This window comes from Bacillus salacetis, assembly GCF_049177075.1.
In the GTDB taxonomy this organism is placed as follows: domain Bacteria; phylum Bacillota; class Bacilli; order Bacillales; family Bacillaceae_B; genus Rossellomorea; species Rossellomorea salacetis_A.
On sequence record NZ_CP185377.1, the window covers coordinates 1,567,297 to 1,585,467 of the forward strand.

General features: G+C 42.5%; 16 protein-coding genes. All 16 read left to right on the forward strand.

The genetic code is table 11. The features are described from left to right. Positions 1-6 precede the first annotated feature (6 nt). The 16 genes from ACOJQI_RS07945 to ACOJQI_RS08020 all read left to right on the forward strand — a co-directional run bounded on the left by ACOJQI_RS07945 (position 7) and on the right by ACOJQI_RS08020 (position 18,167). On the forward strand, positions 7-762 hold the full coding sequence (locus ACOJQI_RS07945; RefSeq protein WP_421384628.1) for a FliA/WhiG family RNA polymerase sigma factor: 756 nt from the start codon (positions 7-9) through the stop codon (positions 760-762). Positions 763-828: 66 nt separating this feature from the next. Continuing rightward, a complete protein-coding gene (locus tag ACOJQI_RS07950; RefSeq protein WP_421384629.1) occupies positions 829-1,395 on the forward strand; it encodes a hypothetical protein in 567 nt (188 codons plus the stop codon). Positions 1,396-1,547: 152 nt separating this feature from the next. Next, a complete protein-coding gene (gene rpsB, locus ACOJQI_RS07955) occupies positions 1,548-2,258 on the forward strand; it encodes a 30S ribosomal protein S2 (protein ID WP_113929918.1) in 711 nt (236 codons plus the stop codon). Positions 2,259-2,453: 195 nt separating this feature from the next. Continuing rightward, complete coding sequence (gene tsf / locus ACOJQI_RS07960; RefSeq protein WP_421384631.1) at positions 2,454-3,338, forward strand: translation elongation factor Ts; 885 nt, start codon at positions 2,454-2,456, stop codon at positions 3,336-3,338. 105 nt (positions 3,339-3,443) lie between these two features. After that, positions 3,444-4,169 (forward strand): UMP kinase, encoded by a 726-nt coding sequence (gene pyrH / locus ACOJQI_RS07965; protein WP_421384633.1) that lies wholly within the window; start codon positions 3,444-3,446, stop codon positions 4,167-4,169. Then, positions 4,169-4,726, forward strand: a complete 558-nt coding sequence (gene frr / locus ACOJQI_RS07970; RefSeq protein WP_421384635.1) for a ribosome recycling factor — start codon at positions 4,169-4,171, stop codon at positions 4,724-4,726. The genes pyrH and frr overlap by 1 nt, the downstream gene beginning before the upstream one ends. A 318-nt stretch (positions 4,727-5,044) precedes the next feature. Continuing rightward, the gene (locus tag ACOJQI_RS07975; protein ID WP_421384636.1) at positions 5,045-5,839 is read left to right on the forward strand and encodes an isoprenyl transferase; all 795 of its coding nucleotides are present in this window, start codon (positions 5,045-5,047) and stop codon (positions 5,837-5,839) included. Then, positions 5,836-6,630: a phosphatidate cytidylyltransferase gene (locus ACOJQI_RS07980; protein ID WP_421384638.1), complete on the forward strand. Its 795-nt coding sequence runs from the start codon at positions 5,836-5,838 to the stop codon at positions 6,628-6,630. Before ACOJQI_RS07975 ends, ACOJQI_RS07980 begins: the two co-directional genes overlap by 4 nt. A 62-nt stretch (positions 6,631-6,692) precedes the next feature. Further along, entirely contained in the window at positions 6,693-7,844 is a 1,152-nt protein-coding gene (dxr, locus tag ACOJQI_RS07985; protein WP_421385423.1) for a 1-deoxy-D-xylulose-5-phosphate reductoisomerase, read from the forward strand. 63 nt (positions 7,845-7,907) lie between these two features. After that, entirely contained in the window at positions 7,908-9,164 is a 1,257-nt protein-coding gene (gene rseP, locus ACOJQI_RS07990; protein ID WP_421384639.1) for an RIP metalloprotease RseP, read from the forward strand. Positions 9,165-9,320: 156 nt separating this feature from the next. Further along, entirely contained in the window at positions 9,321-11,027 is a 1,707-nt protein-coding gene (locus tag ACOJQI_RS07995; protein WP_421384641.1) for a proline--tRNA ligase, read from the forward strand. A 146-nt stretch (positions 11,028-11,173) separates the two neighbouring features. Next, complete coding sequence (locus ACOJQI_RS08000; protein ID WP_421384642.1) at positions 11,174-15,496, forward strand: PolC-type DNA polymerase III; 4,323 nt, start codon at positions 11,174-11,176, stop codon at positions 15,494-15,496. Positions 15,497-15,920: 424 nt separating this feature from the next. After that, positions 15,921-16,391: a ribosome maturation factor RimP gene (gene rimP, locus ACOJQI_RS08005; RefSeq protein WP_421384644.1), complete on the forward strand. Its 471-nt coding sequence runs from the start codon at positions 15,921-15,923 to the stop codon at positions 16,389-16,391. Positions 16,392-16,429: 38 nt separating this feature from the next. Next, positions 16,430-17,554: a transcription termination factor NusA gene (gene nusA, locus ACOJQI_RS08010; RefSeq protein WP_421384646.1), complete on the forward strand. Its 1,125-nt coding sequence runs from the start codon at positions 16,430-16,432 to the stop codon at positions 17,552-17,554. A gap of 12 nt (positions 17,555-17,566) precedes the next feature. Further along, a complete protein-coding gene (rnpM, locus tag ACOJQI_RS08015; protein WP_421384647.1) occupies positions 17,567-17,836 on the forward strand; it encodes an RNase P modulator RnpM in 270 nt (89 codons plus the stop codon). 10 nt (positions 17,837-17,846) lie between these two features. Continuing rightward, complete coding sequence (locus ACOJQI_RS08020; RefSeq protein ID WP_421384649.1) at positions 17,847-18,167, forward strand: YlxQ family RNA-binding protein; 321 nt, start codon at positions 17,847-17,849, stop codon at positions 18,165-18,167. Positions 18,168-18,171: the final 4 nt, after the last annotated feature.

Below are 18,171 nucleotides of genomic sequence, written 5' to 3' on the forward strand. Positions count from 1 at the left end.
AGTACAATGTCTCAACCCTCTGCAGCAGATGAACAAACCTATTGGGACCTTTGGAAGAAATCGAAAGATCCACATGCTGGGGATATGCTGGTCAAAAAATATTTGCCCCTTGTTTCATATCATGTTCAAAGGATCTCTGTCGGCCTGCCCAAAAATGTTTCCAGGGAAGATTTGAAAAGTCTCGGCTTGATGGGCCTGTTGGATGCATTGGAGAAGTTCGATCCTTCAAGAGATTTAAAATTTGATACATATGCTTCTTTCAGGGTAAGGGGGTCCATTATCGACGGCCTTAGGAAAGAGGATTGGCTTCCTCGCTCCACAAGAGAGAGGGCAAAGAAAATTGAAGCTAAGATTGAGACGATGGAACAGAAGCTGCTCCGTCATGTAACCCCTGAGGAGATTGCTCAGGAAATGCAGATGGAGGAAGGGGAAGTATTTCAGACCATGAACGAATACTTCCTTGCAAATGTTCTTTCGATAGATGAGCAGGTTACTGATGAGGAAAATGATGGCCAGCACTCTTTTTCAATAAAAGACGCCCATACAATAATGCCTGAAGCCGAACTGGTCAAAAAAGAAAATATTTCAGAATTGACAGAGACAATCCGGTCTTTGTCAGAAAAGGAACAAATGGTGCTCAGCCTGTTCTATTATGAAGAGCTGACACTGACCGAAATCGGGGAAGTCATGAGTTTATCGACTTCAAGGATTTCCCAGATCCATTCCAAAGCGATTTTCAAGCTTCGCAATCTACTTGCTTAAAAGCAAGCGGCGAAGGTTCAAAAAGTGAATCAACTATACTACTGAATAAAGATAAAGGGTGAACTGATGCAAACACTTTTAATTTTTATTTCTTTTATCTTGAATATTGCAGCCCTTTTGGCGATTGTCATTCTATATACCAGGCAGAACAGGCTGCTTGAGGTTGAGAAACGGCAAGAAAAGGCCGTCCGGGAAATGGAGGATATCATATCCTCATATCTGCTTGAAATGAAAGAGGATAATGAGCGCTTTATCCAGCAGTTTCAGGCTGTAAACGAAGGAAACTTCAGCCGAAGCCAGGAAAAAGTGGAGAAAATCAAACAAGCTGCTGAGAAAGCGCAAAATGATCACAATCACCATCATGAAGCGGGAGTAGAAAACAAGGCAATTAACAACCACTCCTACAAGCGTCAAAATGCAGTGAAAGCTTATTCACAAAATACCGTGAAAGAAGAAAGCATAGACAGTGAAAAGCATATCCCTCCAGTCGAACCTTCAAAGGAAGATACGGTATACAATCAAATCCAAACTTTGCAAGAAAAAGGGTATACTCTCGATGATATTGCGAAAGAATTAGGCAGGGGTATTACTGAAATCGAGCTTTTATTGAAGTTTCGACAAAATAAAAAATAAATTTCTTGATTGCTGCATATGACTGTGCTATAGTAATTAACGGTGTGATTACACACGCTCACGGGATTCTGGCGGAAGGTGCTTGAAAAAAGTTTCTGCCTGGAGACGATCATGAGCGGAGGAAAATAAAAACCAATTAGGAGGAAACACACATGTCAGTAATTTCTATGAAACAATTGCTTGAAGCTGGTGTTCATTTCGGTCACCAGACTCGCCGTTGGAACCCTAAAATGAAGAAGTATATCTTCACAGAGCGTAACGGCATCTACATCATTGACCTTCAAAAAACAGTTAAAAAGGTTGAAGAAGCTTACAACTTCGTTAAAGAATTAGCTGGTAACGGCGGTAAAGTTCTTTTCGTAGGTACTAAGAAACAAGCACAAGAGTCTGTTAAAGAAGAAGCAGAACGTGCAGGAATGTACTTCATCAACCAGCGTTGGTTGGGTGGTACCCTGACTAACTTCGAAACAATTCAAAAGCGTATTTCCCGTCTGAAGCAAATCGAAAAGATGGAAGAAGACGGAACTTTTGAAGTTCTTCCGAAGAAAGAAGTAGTACAATTGAAAAAAGAACATGAGCGTTTAGTTAAATTCCTTGGCGGAATTAAAGATATGCAAGAACTTCCTGACGCACTATTCATCATCGATCCTCGTAAAGAGCGTATCGCTGTAGCGGAAGCACGCAAGTTGAACATCCCGATCGTTGGTATTGTTGATACAAACTGTGACCCGGATGAAATCGATGTAGTAATCCCTGCAAACGATGATGCAATCCGTGCGGTTAAACTACTTACTTCAAAAATGGCTGATGCCATCCTTGAAGCTAAGCAGGGCGAAGAAGCAGCTGTAACTGCAGCTGAGTAATCAAAAGCATTTAAAGACCGGCTTATATGGAAGACAGATAATCTGCACCTTACATTAGCAGAAACTGCTGTGGATCATACTTGGTACGGTTCATCTGAAAAGGTGATGAGTGGATACCCCTTATCACCTTTTTTTAAAAAGAAGAGTACAAGCATTTATAAGCTTACATAATATACTCAAAGGAGGAAAATCATTATGGCAATTACTGCGCAAATGGTAAAAGAACTTCGTGAAAAAACTGGCGCTGGAATGATGGATTGTAAAAAAGCTTTACAAGAAACTGACGGCGACATGGACAAAGCAATTGACTTTCTTCGTGAAAAAGGTATCGCAAAGGCAGCTAAGAAAGCCGACCGCATTGCAGCTGAAGGTACTACTTACATTCAAAGTGAAGGAAACACAGCTGTTATCCTTGAAGTGAATGCTGAAACAGATTTCGTTGCTAAAAACGAAAACTTCCAAACAGTGGTTAAAGATCTTTCTCAACACCTGCTGACAAACCAGCCGGCTAACGTGGAAGAAGCTCTTGATCAAAAAATGGAAAACGGCAGCACTGTTGGTGAATACATCAATTCTGCTATCGCTAAAATTGGTGAGAAAATCACTCTTCGCCGTTTTGCGATCCGCACAAAATCTGATAACGATGCTTTCGGTGAATACCTGCACATGGGCGGAAGAATCGGTGTACTAACTGTTGTTGAAGGTACAACTGATGCTGACGCTGCAAAAGATGTTGCAATGCATGCTGCTGCGTTAAACCCTAAGTATGTATCCCGCGACCAGGTTTCTGAAGAAGAAGTTGAGCGTGAGCGCGAAGTGCTTACTCAACAAGCTCTTAATGAAGGCAAGCCTGAAAACATCGTAGCTAAAATGGTAGAAGGCCGTCTTGGCAAGTTTTTCGAAGATGTATGTATCCTTGATCAGCCATTCGTTAAAAACCCTGATCAAAAAGTACGTCAATTCCTTGAGTCTAAAGGTGCTGTGTTAACAGATTTCGTTCGTTATGAAGTTGGAGAAGGCATTGAAAAACGCCAGGAAAACTTCGCTGATGAAGTTATGAGCCAAGTAAATAAGAAGTAACCCACAGGGTCTACTTTATTCCAAAAGGGGAACACACTGTGTGTTCCCTCTTTTTCAAAGCCTGACAGGCATTCGACCAAAAAATAACTACATATGGAGGTTCAAATGAGCATTCCAAAGTACAAAAGAGTAGTATTAAAATTAAGCGGTGAAGCACTTGCTGGTGAACAAGGATTCGGACTTAGTCCAGCCATCATTAAAAGTGTCGCAGAAGATGTAAAAGAGATTGCTGAGCTTGGTGTAGAAGTTGCGGTAGTAGTAGGCGGCGGAAACATCTGGCGTGGAAAAGTCGGCAGTGAAATGGGGATGGATCGTGCCTCAGCTGACTATATGGGAATGCTTGCTACCGTAATGAATTCCTTGGCACTGCAGGACAGCCTTGAACAGATCGGTATTGAAACACGTGTTCAAACTTCTATCGATATGCGTCAGGTAGCTGAGCCTTACATCCGCCGCAGGGCAATCCGTCATCTAGAGAAAAAACGTGTAGTTATTTTTGCTGCCGGTACAGGGAATCCTTACTTCTCTACTGATACAACTGCTGCATTAAGAGCTGCGGAAATTGAAGCGGAAGTAATCCTTATGGCCAAAAATAACGTGGATGGGGTATATACAGCTGATCCTAAAACGGATGCAAATGCCGTGAAATATGATGAGCTGTCATATCTGGAAGTGATCAAGGAAGGTCTCGCGGTCATGGATTCCACTGCATCATCTTTATGCATGGATAATGATATTCCGCTTATTGTCTTCTCTATTTCTGAAGATGGAAACATTAAACGCGCCGTCATGGGTGAATCAATCGGAACAATCGTAAGGGGGAAAGCATAATGCCAAGTCAAATTATGTCCAATACTAAAGAAAGAATGACAAAAGCGATTCAAACTTTCACAAGAGAATTGGCTTCTATCCGTGCGGGAAGAGCTAATGCTTCTTTACTGGATAAGATAACTGTTGACTATTACGGAGCACCGACTCCCGTAAACCAGTTAGCTGGTATTTCTGTTCCTGAAGCAAGGATGCTTGTCATTCAGCCATATGATAAGTCCTCACTTGGAGATATTGAAAAAGCGATCTTAAAATCAGATTTAGGCATCACACCAACAAGTGATGGAAACATTCTGCGCATCGTAATCCCGCAATTGACAGAGGAACGCCGTAAGGACCTCGTTAAATTGGTGAAGAAAGAATCAGAAGATGCGAAGGTAGCAATCCGCAATATCAGACGCGATGCAAACGATGACTTGAAAAAGTTAGAGAAGAACGGTGAGATCACAGAAGATGACCTTCGCGGTTACTCTGATGATGTTCAAAAAATGACAGATGACCATATCAATCAAATTGATTCCATTGCGAAAGATAAAGAAAAAGAAATCTTGGAAGTTTGATTCATTCAAACAATCTAAAGCAAAAACCCTCTATTCAGGGGGTTTTTTGCATCTTATCCATACTTTCGCAGGATTTATATACGGAGTAGAGTATTTCCGGATTTTTAAAGATAAATATACATATTTTTGATATGATAGTAGGGAAAAAGTATTTCTAATCAATTTCATCTTTGTGTTTCCTGCAAGGTTATGCCTTTATTCGATATGAATATAATGGTCATAGTTGAAAACTTGAAACAGGTCATGATAAGGAAAAGGCTTGTCAAAATACTGGATAATGAATGAAATTGATACTATTGTTTTTGTGGAGGATCAATTATGTTAAATAAAATGAAATTATGGAAAAGTCAAAAGGATAAGACTGAGTTTGACGAAAAATTTCATGAAGTGTTAAAGCATCGAATCCCTAATCATATCGCGATTATCATGGATGGCAATGGAAGATGGGCCAAGAAGAGAGCCCTGCCAAGAATAGCAGGCCATCATGAAGGCATGAAAGTGGTACGGAAAATCACCAAGATGGCAAACTCTCTTGGAGTAAAGACATTGACTTTATATGCCTTCTCAACAGAAAATTGGAAGAGGCCCAAAATGGAAGTTGAATACCTTATGAAATTGCCTGAGGAATTCCTTGGAACTTTCTTGCCGGAATTGATAGAAGAAAATGTGAAGGTCACCATGATGGGATATGAAGATAAGCTTCCTTCCCATACAGCAAATGCCATTAAGAAAGCGATGAAAGAAACGGAACAAAATGATGGGCTTATTTTAAACTTCGCTTTGAATTACGGAAGCCGTTTCGAAATCATGGAAGCTGTTAAAGATGTCTTAAATGATGTCAGCAATGGTATAATAGATAAAGACCAAATAAACGAAGAAACCTTCTCGAGTTATTTAATGACAAAGGATCTTCCTGATCCCGACCTTCTGATCCGTACGAGCGGAGAGATGCGGTTGAGTAATTTCATGCTCTGGCAGCTTGCCTACACTGAATTCTGGTTCACACCGGTTCTTTGGCCGGATTTTCAAGAGGAACATTTAATAGAGGCTATTGAAGCTTACCAGGGAAGGTCAAGAAGGTACGGCGGTATACAAAGTGAGGAATTAGAATGAAACAAAGGATACTTACTGCTGTAATAGCAGCGGCTGTTTTTCTGCCAATTGTACTGTTCGGAGGAACGCCATTCTTACTATTGACATACTTAATTGCAACAATAGGATTGTATGAAGCGTTAAAAATGAGGAATCTCAAAATATTTTCAGTCCCCGGGATTATTTCTATTGCACTTTTATGGATTTTTTTACTTCCCGATCAATATATTGATGTTATAGAGGAGCTCGGTTACAGCAAAATTGAACTTGCTCTGTTGGCGGTACTATTGTTTTTGACATACACTGTCGCAGCTAAGAACAGATTTTCGTTTGATGATGTGGCGTTCTCTATCCTTGCCACTCTCTATGTAGGCATAGGTTTTTATTATTTTATTGAGACAAGGAATGCTGATGCAGGAATTCAGTTCGTCTTTTATTCACTCTTCCTGATATGGGCGACTGATTCAGGTGCTTATTTTATCGGACGGGCTTTCGGGAAAAAAAAGCTCTGGCCGGATATCAGTCCTAATAAAACGATTGAAGGGTCCATTGGCGGAGTGGTTTGTGCAATGATTGTAGCCATCATCTTCACTTTTGTTGCCGACCTGAATATTTCCCTTCCCAAGCTGCTGATTGTATCAGCTATCCTATCTGTTTTTGGACAAATTGGAGATTTAGTGGAATCAGCGTTGAAGCGGCATTATAATGTTAAAGATTCGGGTCATCTGCTGCCTGGACACGGAGGCATCCTCGACCGTTTTGACAGTCTGTTATTCGTTCTGCCTCTCCTTCACTTTCTTAATGTTTTATAGGTTTAGGGAAATCAGGGAAGTAAGAATAGAGCAGAAAGTGTTTTTATGTAGGAGTGAATATGTTGAAGAAAATCAGTTTACTTGGGGCAACCGGGTCAATCGGATTGCAAACCCTGGATGTCATCAGGGAAAATAAGGAACAGTTTGAACTTACGGCTATTTCAGCCGGAAGAAATATAGGTGAAACGAAAAAGATAATAAATGAATTCAGTCCAAAAATCGTATCGGTCCAGTTAAAGGAAGACGCACTTTCTCTAGAAAACGAAGTTCCATCCGGGACGCGGGTGCTTTGGGGAGAGGAAGGGCTTCTTGAAGTCGCGTGCCACCATGATGCTGATGTATTAGTGAATGCGGTCCTTGGCAGTGTTGGACTATACCCGACTTTACAGGCAATTGAAGCGGGTAAAACCATAGCTATTGCGAATAAGGAAACCCTTGTTACAGCAGGACATATTGTTATGGAAGCGGCTCGTAAGAAAAACGTACCGCTTCTTCCGGTGGACAGTGAACATTCAGCCATCTTTCAATGTCTTCAGGGAGAAAATCAAAAGAATATCGAATCTCTCATCATTACAGCTTCGGGAGGCAGCTTCAGAGACCGGACCAGGGCAGAACTGGAAGGTGTAACGGTAGATGAGGCCCTTAACCATCCCAATTGGTCCATGGGCGCCAAAATTACAATCGATTCTGCTACAATGATGAATAAAGGATTGGAAGTCATTGAGGCACATTGGCTATTTGGGATCCCTTTTGAGGATATCAAAGTATTATTGCATAGAGAGAGCATCATCCATTCCATGGTGGAGTTCCATGATAGTTCAGTAATGGCCCAACTTGGGACACCTGATATGAGGGTGCCGATCCAATATGCCTTGACTTATCCGGATCGTTTTGAAAGAAACCATGGAAGCAGGTTAAACCTGGCGGAATTCGGTAAGCTTCATTTTGAAGAAATGGACTTTGAGCGCTTTCGCTGCCTGAAGTATTCATTTGATGCCGGTAAAGCTGGCGGATCTATGCCGGCTGTCCTGAATGCAGCAAACGAAGCGGCGGTTGCAAGATTCCTTAATGGAGAAATTTCTTTCCTTCAGATTGAGACTCTTATTGAAAAGGCGCTGGAAAAGCATGAGTTGATTAAACAGCCGGATTTAGAAACAATCAGAAGCATAGATTCAGATACCCGGCGATTTGTAAATTCAATCAGTCTTGCATAACTTCCAGGGGGCTGAAAGGCAAGGTATTTCATCTCTACATCATTTACAAAGGTGGTTTTCTATTTGCAGACAGTGATAGCCTTTATTGTTATTTTTGGCGCACTTGTTTTCTTTCATGAATTAGGACATTTGATTTTTGCCAAAAGAGCGGGAATAATGTGCCGGGAATTTGCAATCGGCTTCGGGCCAAAAGTTTTCTCATATAAGAAATCAGAAACAACCTATACAATCCGTCTTCTCCCGCTTGGAGGTTTCGTCCGTATGGCGGGTGAGGATCCTGAAATGATTGATATCAAACCTGGATACCGTGTAGGATTGGTTCTAAATGAGGATGAAACCATTCAAAAGATCATCCTTAACAACAAGGACAGATATCCAAATATCCGTGTAGTGGAAGTTGAAGAAAGCGATCTTGAGCATAAGCTTTTCGTCAGGGGATACGAAGATGGCGAAGAAGAGCTGAAGACCTTTTCTATCAGCAGGGACGCTGTCATCATTGAAGATGGTGTTGAAACACAAGTGGCTCCCTGGGACCGCCAGTTCGCATCAAAAACTTTGGGGCAAAGAGCAATGGCAATCTTTGCAGGTCCGCTTTTTAACTTCATATTGGCGTTTGTCATCTTTTTGCTGGTAGGTTTGCTTCAAGGTGTACCTGTCAATGAACCGTTACTTGGGAAGCTGACCGATGATGGTGCAGCCAGGGAAGCCGGTTTACAGCAAGGGGATGAAGTCCTGAGTATTGATGGCAATGAAATCTCTACGTGGGAAGATATCGTCACTATCATCCAGAAACATCCGGGGGACCAATTGCTGTTTACTGTCGATCGAAACGGAAATACGGAAGAACTTTCTGTAACACCTAAACCACAGGTGATAGAGGACAAGGAAATAGGCATCATAGGCGTCCATAGTCCTGTGGAGAAATCTCCTTTGAAAGTGGTAACCAATAGTTTCGAGCAGACTTACCAATGGACAGTGCTTATTTTTGAAATGCTAGGAAAGCTGGTTACAGGGCAGTTCTCGATTGATGCGTTGTCAGGCCCGGTCGGCATTTACCAATCTACTGATATCGTAGCTCAATCCGGCATTTATTATCTGATGAGATGGGGAGCGATCCTAAGCATCAACCTCGGTATCATGAACCTTCTTCCTATCCCGGCATTGGATGGTGGAAGACTGATGTTCTTTGCTGTAGAAGCAATCAGAGGAAAGCCGGTAGACCGTCAAAAGGAAGGGATGGTCCACTTTATAGGATTTGCGCTTCTGATGGTATTGATGCTTGTGGTTACATGGAATGATATCCAGCGGTTCTTCCTGTAATATAAGTAAAGGCAGAAGAGAGAATGAACCTGTTCGTTCTCTTTTCTTTTGATGATCCCATGAAAAGATTTCGTAGTACAGGTGATATTGAATAGTTTTAAAGTCTTGGGAAGCAGCATTACATAAAGAAACTAATATTGTTTGAGGTGGTAGGATATGAAACAAAGTATGACGTTAATTCCGACTCTAAGAGAAACACCAGCGGATGCAGAAGTGAAAAGTCACCAGCAGTTATTGCGTGCGGGTTTTATCAGACAGAACGCGAGCGGTATCTATAGTTTTCTTCCTCTTGGACGCAAGGTCCTCCAAAAAGTAGAAGAAATCATTCGGGAAGAAATGAACAATGCAGGCGGAGTTGAACTATTGATGCCTGCACTCCAGCCAGCAGAGTTATGGCAGGAATCAGGGAGATGGAGTACGTACGGCCCTGAACTGATGCGTTTGGAAGACAGACATAAGCGGAATTTCGCACTGGGTGCAACCCATGAGGAAGTCATCACCTCCCTTGTCAGGGATGAAGTCAAATCTTACAAAAAGCTGCCATTGACATTGTTCCAAATTCAAACGAAATTCCGGGATGAGAAAAGGCCGCGCTTTGGGTTGCTGAGAGGAAGGGAATTCATCATGAAAGATGCATACTCGTTCCACTCCTCCTACGAAAGCCTTGATGAAACATATGAGAAGATCTTTCAAGCTTACTCCAATGTTTTCAACCGCTGCGGTTTGAACTTCAGGGCGGTAATCGCCGATTCAGGAGCAATGGGCGGGAAGGATACCCACGAATTCATGGTTCTTTCAGATATTGGAGAAGATACGATTGCATACTCTGATACCTCCCAATATGCAGCTAATATTGAAATGGCACCGGTAATAGCTCGTTATGAGGAATCAACAGAAGCAGAGAGGGAAATGGAGAAAGTTGAAACTCCTGGGATTAAAACCATTGAGGAAGTCAGCAGCCATCTCCAAACAGGCAAAGAACAATGCATTAAATCGCTTTTGTTTAAAGTGGATGAAGAATTTGTTCTGGTCATTGTCAGAGGTGACCATGAAGTAAATGACATCAAAGTGAAAAATTTGCTTGAGGCATCTGTCGTTGAACTGGCCACGGCTGAAGAAACCAAGGAATTGCTGAATGCGCCTGTAGGTTCCATAGGTCCTGCCAGTATGAAGGCTGAAGTGAAAATCTTTGCTGATGAAGCAGTTAAATTCATGAAAAATGCTGTTTGCGGAGCGAATGAAGAAGGCTTCCACTTTACCAATGTCAATCATGGCAGGGATTTCAATGTCGATCAATTTGCTGACCTTAGATTCATTCAGGAAGGAGATCTGTCTCCTGATGGTGAAGGAACGATTCAGTTCGCCAAAGGAATCGAGGTTGGGCATGTCTTTAAATTGGGAACAAGGTACAGTGATGCGATGGGTGCGCAGTACCTTGATGAGAATGGAAGATCCCAATCCATGATCATGGGCTGTTACGGAATTGGAGTTTCCCGTACTCTTGCAGCTGTCGCAGAACAATACAGTGATGATAATGGTCTTCAATGGCCATCAAGCTTAACGCCATTTGATCTTCATATTGTTCCGATTAATATCAAGAACGATGAGCAGCGTGAGCTGGCAGAACAGCTTTATGAAGACTTAAAGCAACAAAAGTTTGACGTCTTGCTTGATGACCGTCAGGAACGTCCTGGCGTCAAGTTTACCGATTCTGACCTTATCGGACTGCCTTTCCGGATTACAGTCGGAAAGAAAGCTTCTGAAGGTGTCGTTGAAGTGAAAATCAGAAAGACAGGTGAAGTACTGGAAGTTCATAAAGACGAACTTGCTGCTAAGCTGCAGGAATTATTTCGCAATCAATAAGGATGGAATTTATGGTATGATAGAAGGGATTCATTAAAAATTCCTAAAGACAACAGGGTCTGATCATAAGGTCAGTCCCTTTATTATGTACTAAAATTATTTTTGACTATTTAGAGATAGATAAAAATGAATGGGGGAGAAATGATTTGCGAGATAATCCCGCCGGTAAAAAAGAGAGGTTTCAAGTATTACTCATGCAGCTGGGACTGACAGAGGATGCAGTTGTTCAGCATTTTCACTCAGCTCAGATCGAAAAGCTTCTGGTAGACCGCCAGGAAAAAAGGTGGCATTTTTACTTTACTCTAGAAAAACTTGTACCTTGTGCTGTATGGAGCACCTTTTCCATAAGACTCCAGCAAGCCTTTCAGCACATTGCCAAGGTTCAATTTACAATCCAACTCCTTGATCATTCTCACACTGAAGAACAATTATTGGATTACTGGAATGAATGCATTAAAGAAATTGACGGCATTTCACCACCGTTGCTTGCACTTTTGAATCAGCAGGTTCCTAAAGTAAAAGGCAATAAGATCATTGTTCAGACATCAAATGCAACTGAAGCGACTGCATTAAAGAGAAAATATGCCGGCTTCATTTCATCAGTATTTCAAAATTTCGGATTCCCTGCCTATTCGATAGATGCAGAAGTAAAACAATCTGAGAGTGGAAATGACGACTATCAGAAATTCCTTGAGGCCAAAAGGCGTGAAGATGAAGAGAGAGCGAAACAGGCAGTCATTGAAATGCAAAAGCAAGCTAATGAAAAGGAACAGGATGCGGCACCATCAGGTCCTGTCAGCATCGGTTTGACCATCAAGGATGATGCGGAGTTCAGAAAGATTGAACAAATTTATGATGAAGAAAGAAGAATTGCGCTTGAAGGATACATTTTTGCGGCTGAGACAAAAGAGCTTCGCAGCGGACGTACTTTATTGACTTTTAAAATCACTGACTATACAAGTTCGATTATGGTCAAGATGTTTTCACGTGACAAAGAAGATGCAGCCATCATGAACAGGGTGAAAAAGGGAATGTGGGTGCGATGCCGCGGAAGCATTCAAAATGATACATTTGTCAGAGATCTCGTCATGATTGCCAATGATGTCAATGAGATCGCCCCTGTACTAAGAAAAGATACAGCAGCGGAAGATGAAAAGCGGGTTGAATTGCATCTTCATACTCCAATGAGTCAAATGGATGCAGTCTCATCTGTCGGCGATTTGGTAGGACAAGCAAGTAAGTGGGGACACAAAGCAGTGGCCATTACCGATCATGCAGTCGTGCAGTCGTTTCCCGAGGCTTTCAACGCAAGTAAAAAACACGGCATCAAAATCCTCTACGGCTTAGAAGCCAATCTAGTTGACGACGGCGTGCCGATTGCATACAACGATGCCCATAGAAATCTTGATGAAGACACTTATGTAGTGTTTGACGTTGAAACCACCGGATTATCAGCCATGTATAATACGATAATTGAGCTGGCCGCGGTTAAGATACGAGATGGCGAAATCATTGATAGATTTGAATCTTTTGCCAATCCTCATCATCCGCTTTCAGCAACGACCATCAATTTGACAGGAATAACGGATGACATGGTGCAGAATGCTCCTGAAGTTGAAGAGGCATTGAAATCATTTAAAGAATGGGCTGAAAACGCCGTACTTGTCGCACATAATGCTTCATTTGATATGGGATTCCTTAATGTTGGTTATGGTAAGGCTGGATTAGGAAAGGCTGAAAATCCGGTTATCGACACCCTTGAATTGGCGAGACTTCTCTATCCAGAGATGAAGAATCACCGGTTAAACACTCTTGCCAAAAAATTTGATGTGGAACTTACCCAGCATCACAGAGCCATTTACGATGCCGAAGCAACAGGTTATCTGCTCCTTAAAATGCTGAAAGATGCCAATGAAAAAGGGATCACCTACCATGATCAGTTTAATGATTACATGGGGAAAGGCGATGCATATAAACGTTCCCGTCCATCACATGTGACACTGCTTGCTCAAACGGAAGAAGGGCTCAAGAACTTATTTAAGCTTGTAACCATATCCCATTTGGAATATTTCTATCGTGTACCACGTATTCCGAGATCACTGCTGCAGAAATACCGCAGCGGAATCCTGGTTGGTTCGGGGTGCGATAAGGGAGAAGTCTTTGAAGGGATGATGCAAAAAGCCCCGGAAGAAGTAGAGGAAGCGGCGCGGTTCTACGATTATCTCGAGGTTCATCCTAAGGAAGTCTATCAACACTTGATAGAACTTGAACTGATTCAATCGGACCAGAACCTTGAAGAGATCATAGGGAATATTGTGAAACTTGGTGAAAAACTTGATTTGCCGGTTGCAGCAACAGGAAACGTCCACTACATTAATGAAACGGATAAAATCCACAGGGAAATCCTTGTAGGTTCCCAAGGCGGTGCCAACCCGCTGAACCGGCATAAACTGCCTGATGTCCATTTCAGGACAACAAACGAGATGCTGGATTGTTTCTCATTCCTTGGAAAAGAAAAGGCAAAGGAAATTGTTGTGACGAATACCAACAAGATTGCTGACTTAATCGACGAGATCAAACCGATCAAAGATGATCTTTATACACCGAAGATTGATGGGGCGGATGAAGAGATGCGCCGCATGAGTTATGAGATGGCCAGGAGCATATACGGAGATGAGCTCCCTGAAATCGTTGAAGCACGGCTTGAAAAAGAATTAAAAAGCATCATTGGACATGGATTTGCGGTTATCTATCTTATTTCAGCAAAGCTTGTTAAGAAGTCTCTTAGTGACGGATATCTGGTAGGATCCCGTGGATCGGTCGGTTCGTCTTTTGTGGCCACAATGACGGAAATCACAGAAGTGAATCCACTCCCTCCTCATTACGTTTGCCCGAAGTGCAAACATTCGGAGTTCTTTGATGATGGATCAGTCGGATCAGGCTTTGACCTGCCAAACAAGAATTGTCCTGAGTGCGGAAATGTCTTCAAGAAAGACGGACATGATATCCCGTTTGAGACATTCCTTGGATTCAAAGGAGATAAGGTTCCCGATATCGATTTGAACTTCTCCGGGGAATACCAGCCTCAGGCACATGACTATACAAAGGTCCTTTTCGGTGAAGATAATGTATATCGCGCAGGAACAATTGGTACGGTTGCGGACAAGACAGCATTTGGATATGTGAAGGGATACGCTTCGGATAACAACCTCCAGATCAGGGGTGCTGAAGTAGACAGGCTTGCGCAAGGATGCACGGGAGTTAAGAGAACCACCGGGCAGCATCCGGGCGGGATTATTGTTGTGCCGGATTATATGGATATTTTCGACTTTTCTCCTATCCAATTTCCGGCTGATGATAAAAATTCGGAGTGGAAAACGACTCATTTTGACTTCCATTCAATCCACGATAATCTCTTGAAACTTGATATCCTCGGCCACGACGATCCGACGGTCATCCGCATGCTTCAAGATTTATCGGGGATCGATCCTAAGACAATCCCGACCGATGATCCTGAAGTAATGAAGATATTCAGCGGCACTGAGTCCCTGGGTGTCACAGAGGAACAAATCATGTGTAAAACTGGTACATTGGGTATACCTGAATTCGGAACAAGATTTGTTAGACAAATGCTTGAGGATACAAAACCGACAACGTTCTCTGAACTAGTTCAGATTTCCGGCCTTTCACACGGAACGGATGTATGGCTTGGGAACGCCCAGGAACTCATCCATAATAATATTTGTAACCTTAGCGAGGTAATCGGTTGTCGTGATGACATCATGGTTTACTTGATTTATCAGGGGCTGGAACCTTCCCTTGCCTTCAAAATCATGGAGTTTGTACGAAAAGGGAAAGGACTTCAGCCTGAATGGGAAGAGGAAATGATCAAGAATGGAGTGCCGAATTGGTATATCGACTCCTGTAAGAAAATCAAGTATATGTTCCCTAAAGCCCATGCTGCAGCTTACGTACTGATGGCAGTCAGGATTGCCTATTTCAAGGTTCATCATGCCTTGCTGTATTATTCTGCTTACTTTACTGTCCGTGCTGAAGATTTCGATATAGAAGCGATGGTAAGGGGAAGCCAGGCAATCCGGGCCAAAGTAGAAGAAATAACCAGCAAGGGACTGGATGCCTCCCCTAAAGAAAAGAATACGTTGACAGTACTTGAACTGGCATTGGAGATGTGTGAAAGAGGCTATAAGTTCCAGAAGGTGGATTTATACCGCTCATCTGCCACTGAATTTGTCATTGATGGCGATTCTTTGATCCCTCCATTCAATGCGATTCCCGGATTAGGGACAAATGCCGCTATCAATATAGTGAATGCAAGGAAAGAAGGGGAATTCCTTTCTAAGGAAGACCTTCAGCAAAGAGGAAGGGTCTCCAAAACAATCATTGAGTATTTGACGAACCATGGATGCCTGGATGCTCTTCCTGACCAGAACCAATTATCTCTGTTCTAATGAGAGCTTGGATTGTCAAGGCTTTTGTTTGCAAAAAAATGTTGGTTATGGTATATTTTTATTGGAAATACTAATGATAACTCTGAAGGAAAGAGTGGGGCGCCCCCACTCTTTCGTTGTTGATTAGGGATTTTTTGCCTGACTGGATTCTATTTGTTCATCTTATGACAGAAACGAATCTTGCTCTGCCTTTCATCCCTCAAGCCGAAAGTCATCTTGTAACAGGAATGATAAAATATCTTTCAAAGCGGATTTCGCTGAGCTTTCAGGCTTGTACCAGACTAACGAGAGTTAAAGTAATAGACAGGGGTTGCAGCCCAGGCTGTAACATTGCCTGTCTATATTACTAGGCGGTCCGATATTTTATTAGCTGGGAATTATGATTCCTGGTCCAAGATTTCTTTTTATTATCCAGGAGGTATGTATGAGTAAAATTACTGAACTCGTAGATGAACTCGTGACACCGATTTTAGATGACATGTCACTTGAATTGGTAGACGTTGAATATGTTAAGGAAGGCTCCAATTGGTTCCTGCGTGTGTTTGTCGACAAAGAAACCGGTGTTGACATTGAGGAATGCGGAATCGTTAGTGAGCGGCTGAGTGAAAAGCTGGATGAAATCGATCCGATCACTCATAATTATTTCCTTGAAGTTTCTTCACCAGGTGCTGAGCGCCCGCTCAAGAAGGAAAAGGACTTTGAGAGAGCGGTCGGGAAGAATGTCCATGTGAAAACATATGAACCTATCAATGGTGAAAAAGCGATTGAAGGGAAGCTTCTGTCCTATGATGGAAATTCTTTATCAATAGAAATGACAATCAAGACAAGGAAGAAACAGGTAGACATTCCGATGGAAAAAGTAGCTAAGGCGCGCCTGGCTGTCACTTTTTCATAAGACGGAAGGACCTTTATTAGAAGGGGGATGACATAACTATGAGTTCTCAATTACTTGAAGCTCTAAATGTACTTGAAAAAGAAAAAGGCATCTCTAGAGATGTAATTATTGAAGCGATTGAGGCGGCACTCGTTTCTGCGTATAAGCGGAATTTCAACCAGGCGCAAAACGTCAGGGTTGACCTGAACCTTGAAAATGGATCAATGCGTGTCTTTGCAAGAAAAGAAATTGTTGACGAAGTCTTTGATTCACGTCTTGAGATCTCCCTGGACGATGCGAAAGAAATCAATCCGGGATATGATACTGGCGATGTGGTCGAGCTTGAAGTCACTCCAAAAGATTTCGGGAGAATTGCGGCACAGACGGCCAAGCAGGTCGTTACCCAGCGTGTAAGAGAGGCTGAACGCGGAATCATCTACTCTGAGTTCGCTGACAGAGAAGAAGATATCATGACCGGAATTGTTCAAAGACAGGATGGCCGTTTCATTTATGTGGCCCTTGGCAAAATTGAAGCTCTTCTTCCAGTAAATGAGCAGATGCCGAATGAATCCTATAAGCCTCATGACCGCATTAAGGTCTTTATCACGAAGGTTGAAAAAACGACTAAGGGTCCTCAGATCTTTGTATCCAGAACCCATCCGGGATTACTGAAGCGCTTATTTGAAATCGAAGTGCCTGAAATTTTTGACGGAACTGTAGAAATCAAATCAGTGGCGCGTGAAGCCGGCGACCGTTCCAAGATCTCCGTGGCCGCCGCAAATGAGGAAATCGATCCGGTAGGCGCTTGTGTTGGAACCCGGGGAGCCCGTGTCCAGGCAATCGTGAATGAACTTAAAGGCGAAAAGATTGATATTGTCCAATGGTCAGAAGACCCGGTTACATTTGTTGCAAACGCTTTGAGCCCTTCCAAAGTATTGGATGTGCAGGTTGATGAAGAGGCAAAAGCCACAACAGTTGTCGTCCCTGACTATCAATTGTCGCTCGCTATCGGAAAAAGAGGCCAGAATGCCCGGCTTGCAGCAAAACTGACAGGCTGGAAGATTGATATTAAAAGTGAAACCGATGCTCGTGAAATAGGCATATACCCGAGGACAGACGAACCTCTTCTTCCGGTAAATGATGAAGAGGATTATGAAGAAAATCCTTCTGAAGATCTGGAATAAAGGTGATAACCGATGAGTACGAAAAAGAAAATCCCTCTAAGAAAATGCTTGGCCACAGGGGAAATGAAACCTAAAAAAGAAATGATCAGAATTGTTCGTTCTAAGGAAGGCGAAGTTTCCGTCGACCAGACAGGTAAGAAATCAGGGAGAGGGGCATACCTTTCTAAAACGAAGGATGCAATATCAACAGCAAAAAAGAAAAATGCAATAGCCAATCAATTACAGGCAAAAGTGGATGATTCAATTTATGATGAACTGCTTGCTTTAGTGGAAAAGGAGTAGTTCCTGACGAATGAATCAGCAAAATCGATGGATGTCTCTGCTTGGATTGGCAAATCGGGCACGCAAAGTAATTTCAGGCGAAGAGCTTGTCATTAAGGAAATCCGAAGCAAAAAGGCAAAGGTCGTCATTCTTGCAGGCGATGCTTCTGAAAATACCAGGAAGAAGATCACTGATAAATGCAGCTTTTATGAAGTTCCTGTTTATCAAGTGGAAGACAGAGGTATTCTCGGACGAGCAATCGGCAAAGACGCCAGAGTGACTGTAGCGGTACTTGATGCCGGCTTTGCAGCTAAGATCTCCAAGCTGCTCGATGAATCTCAATGGGGGTGAACAT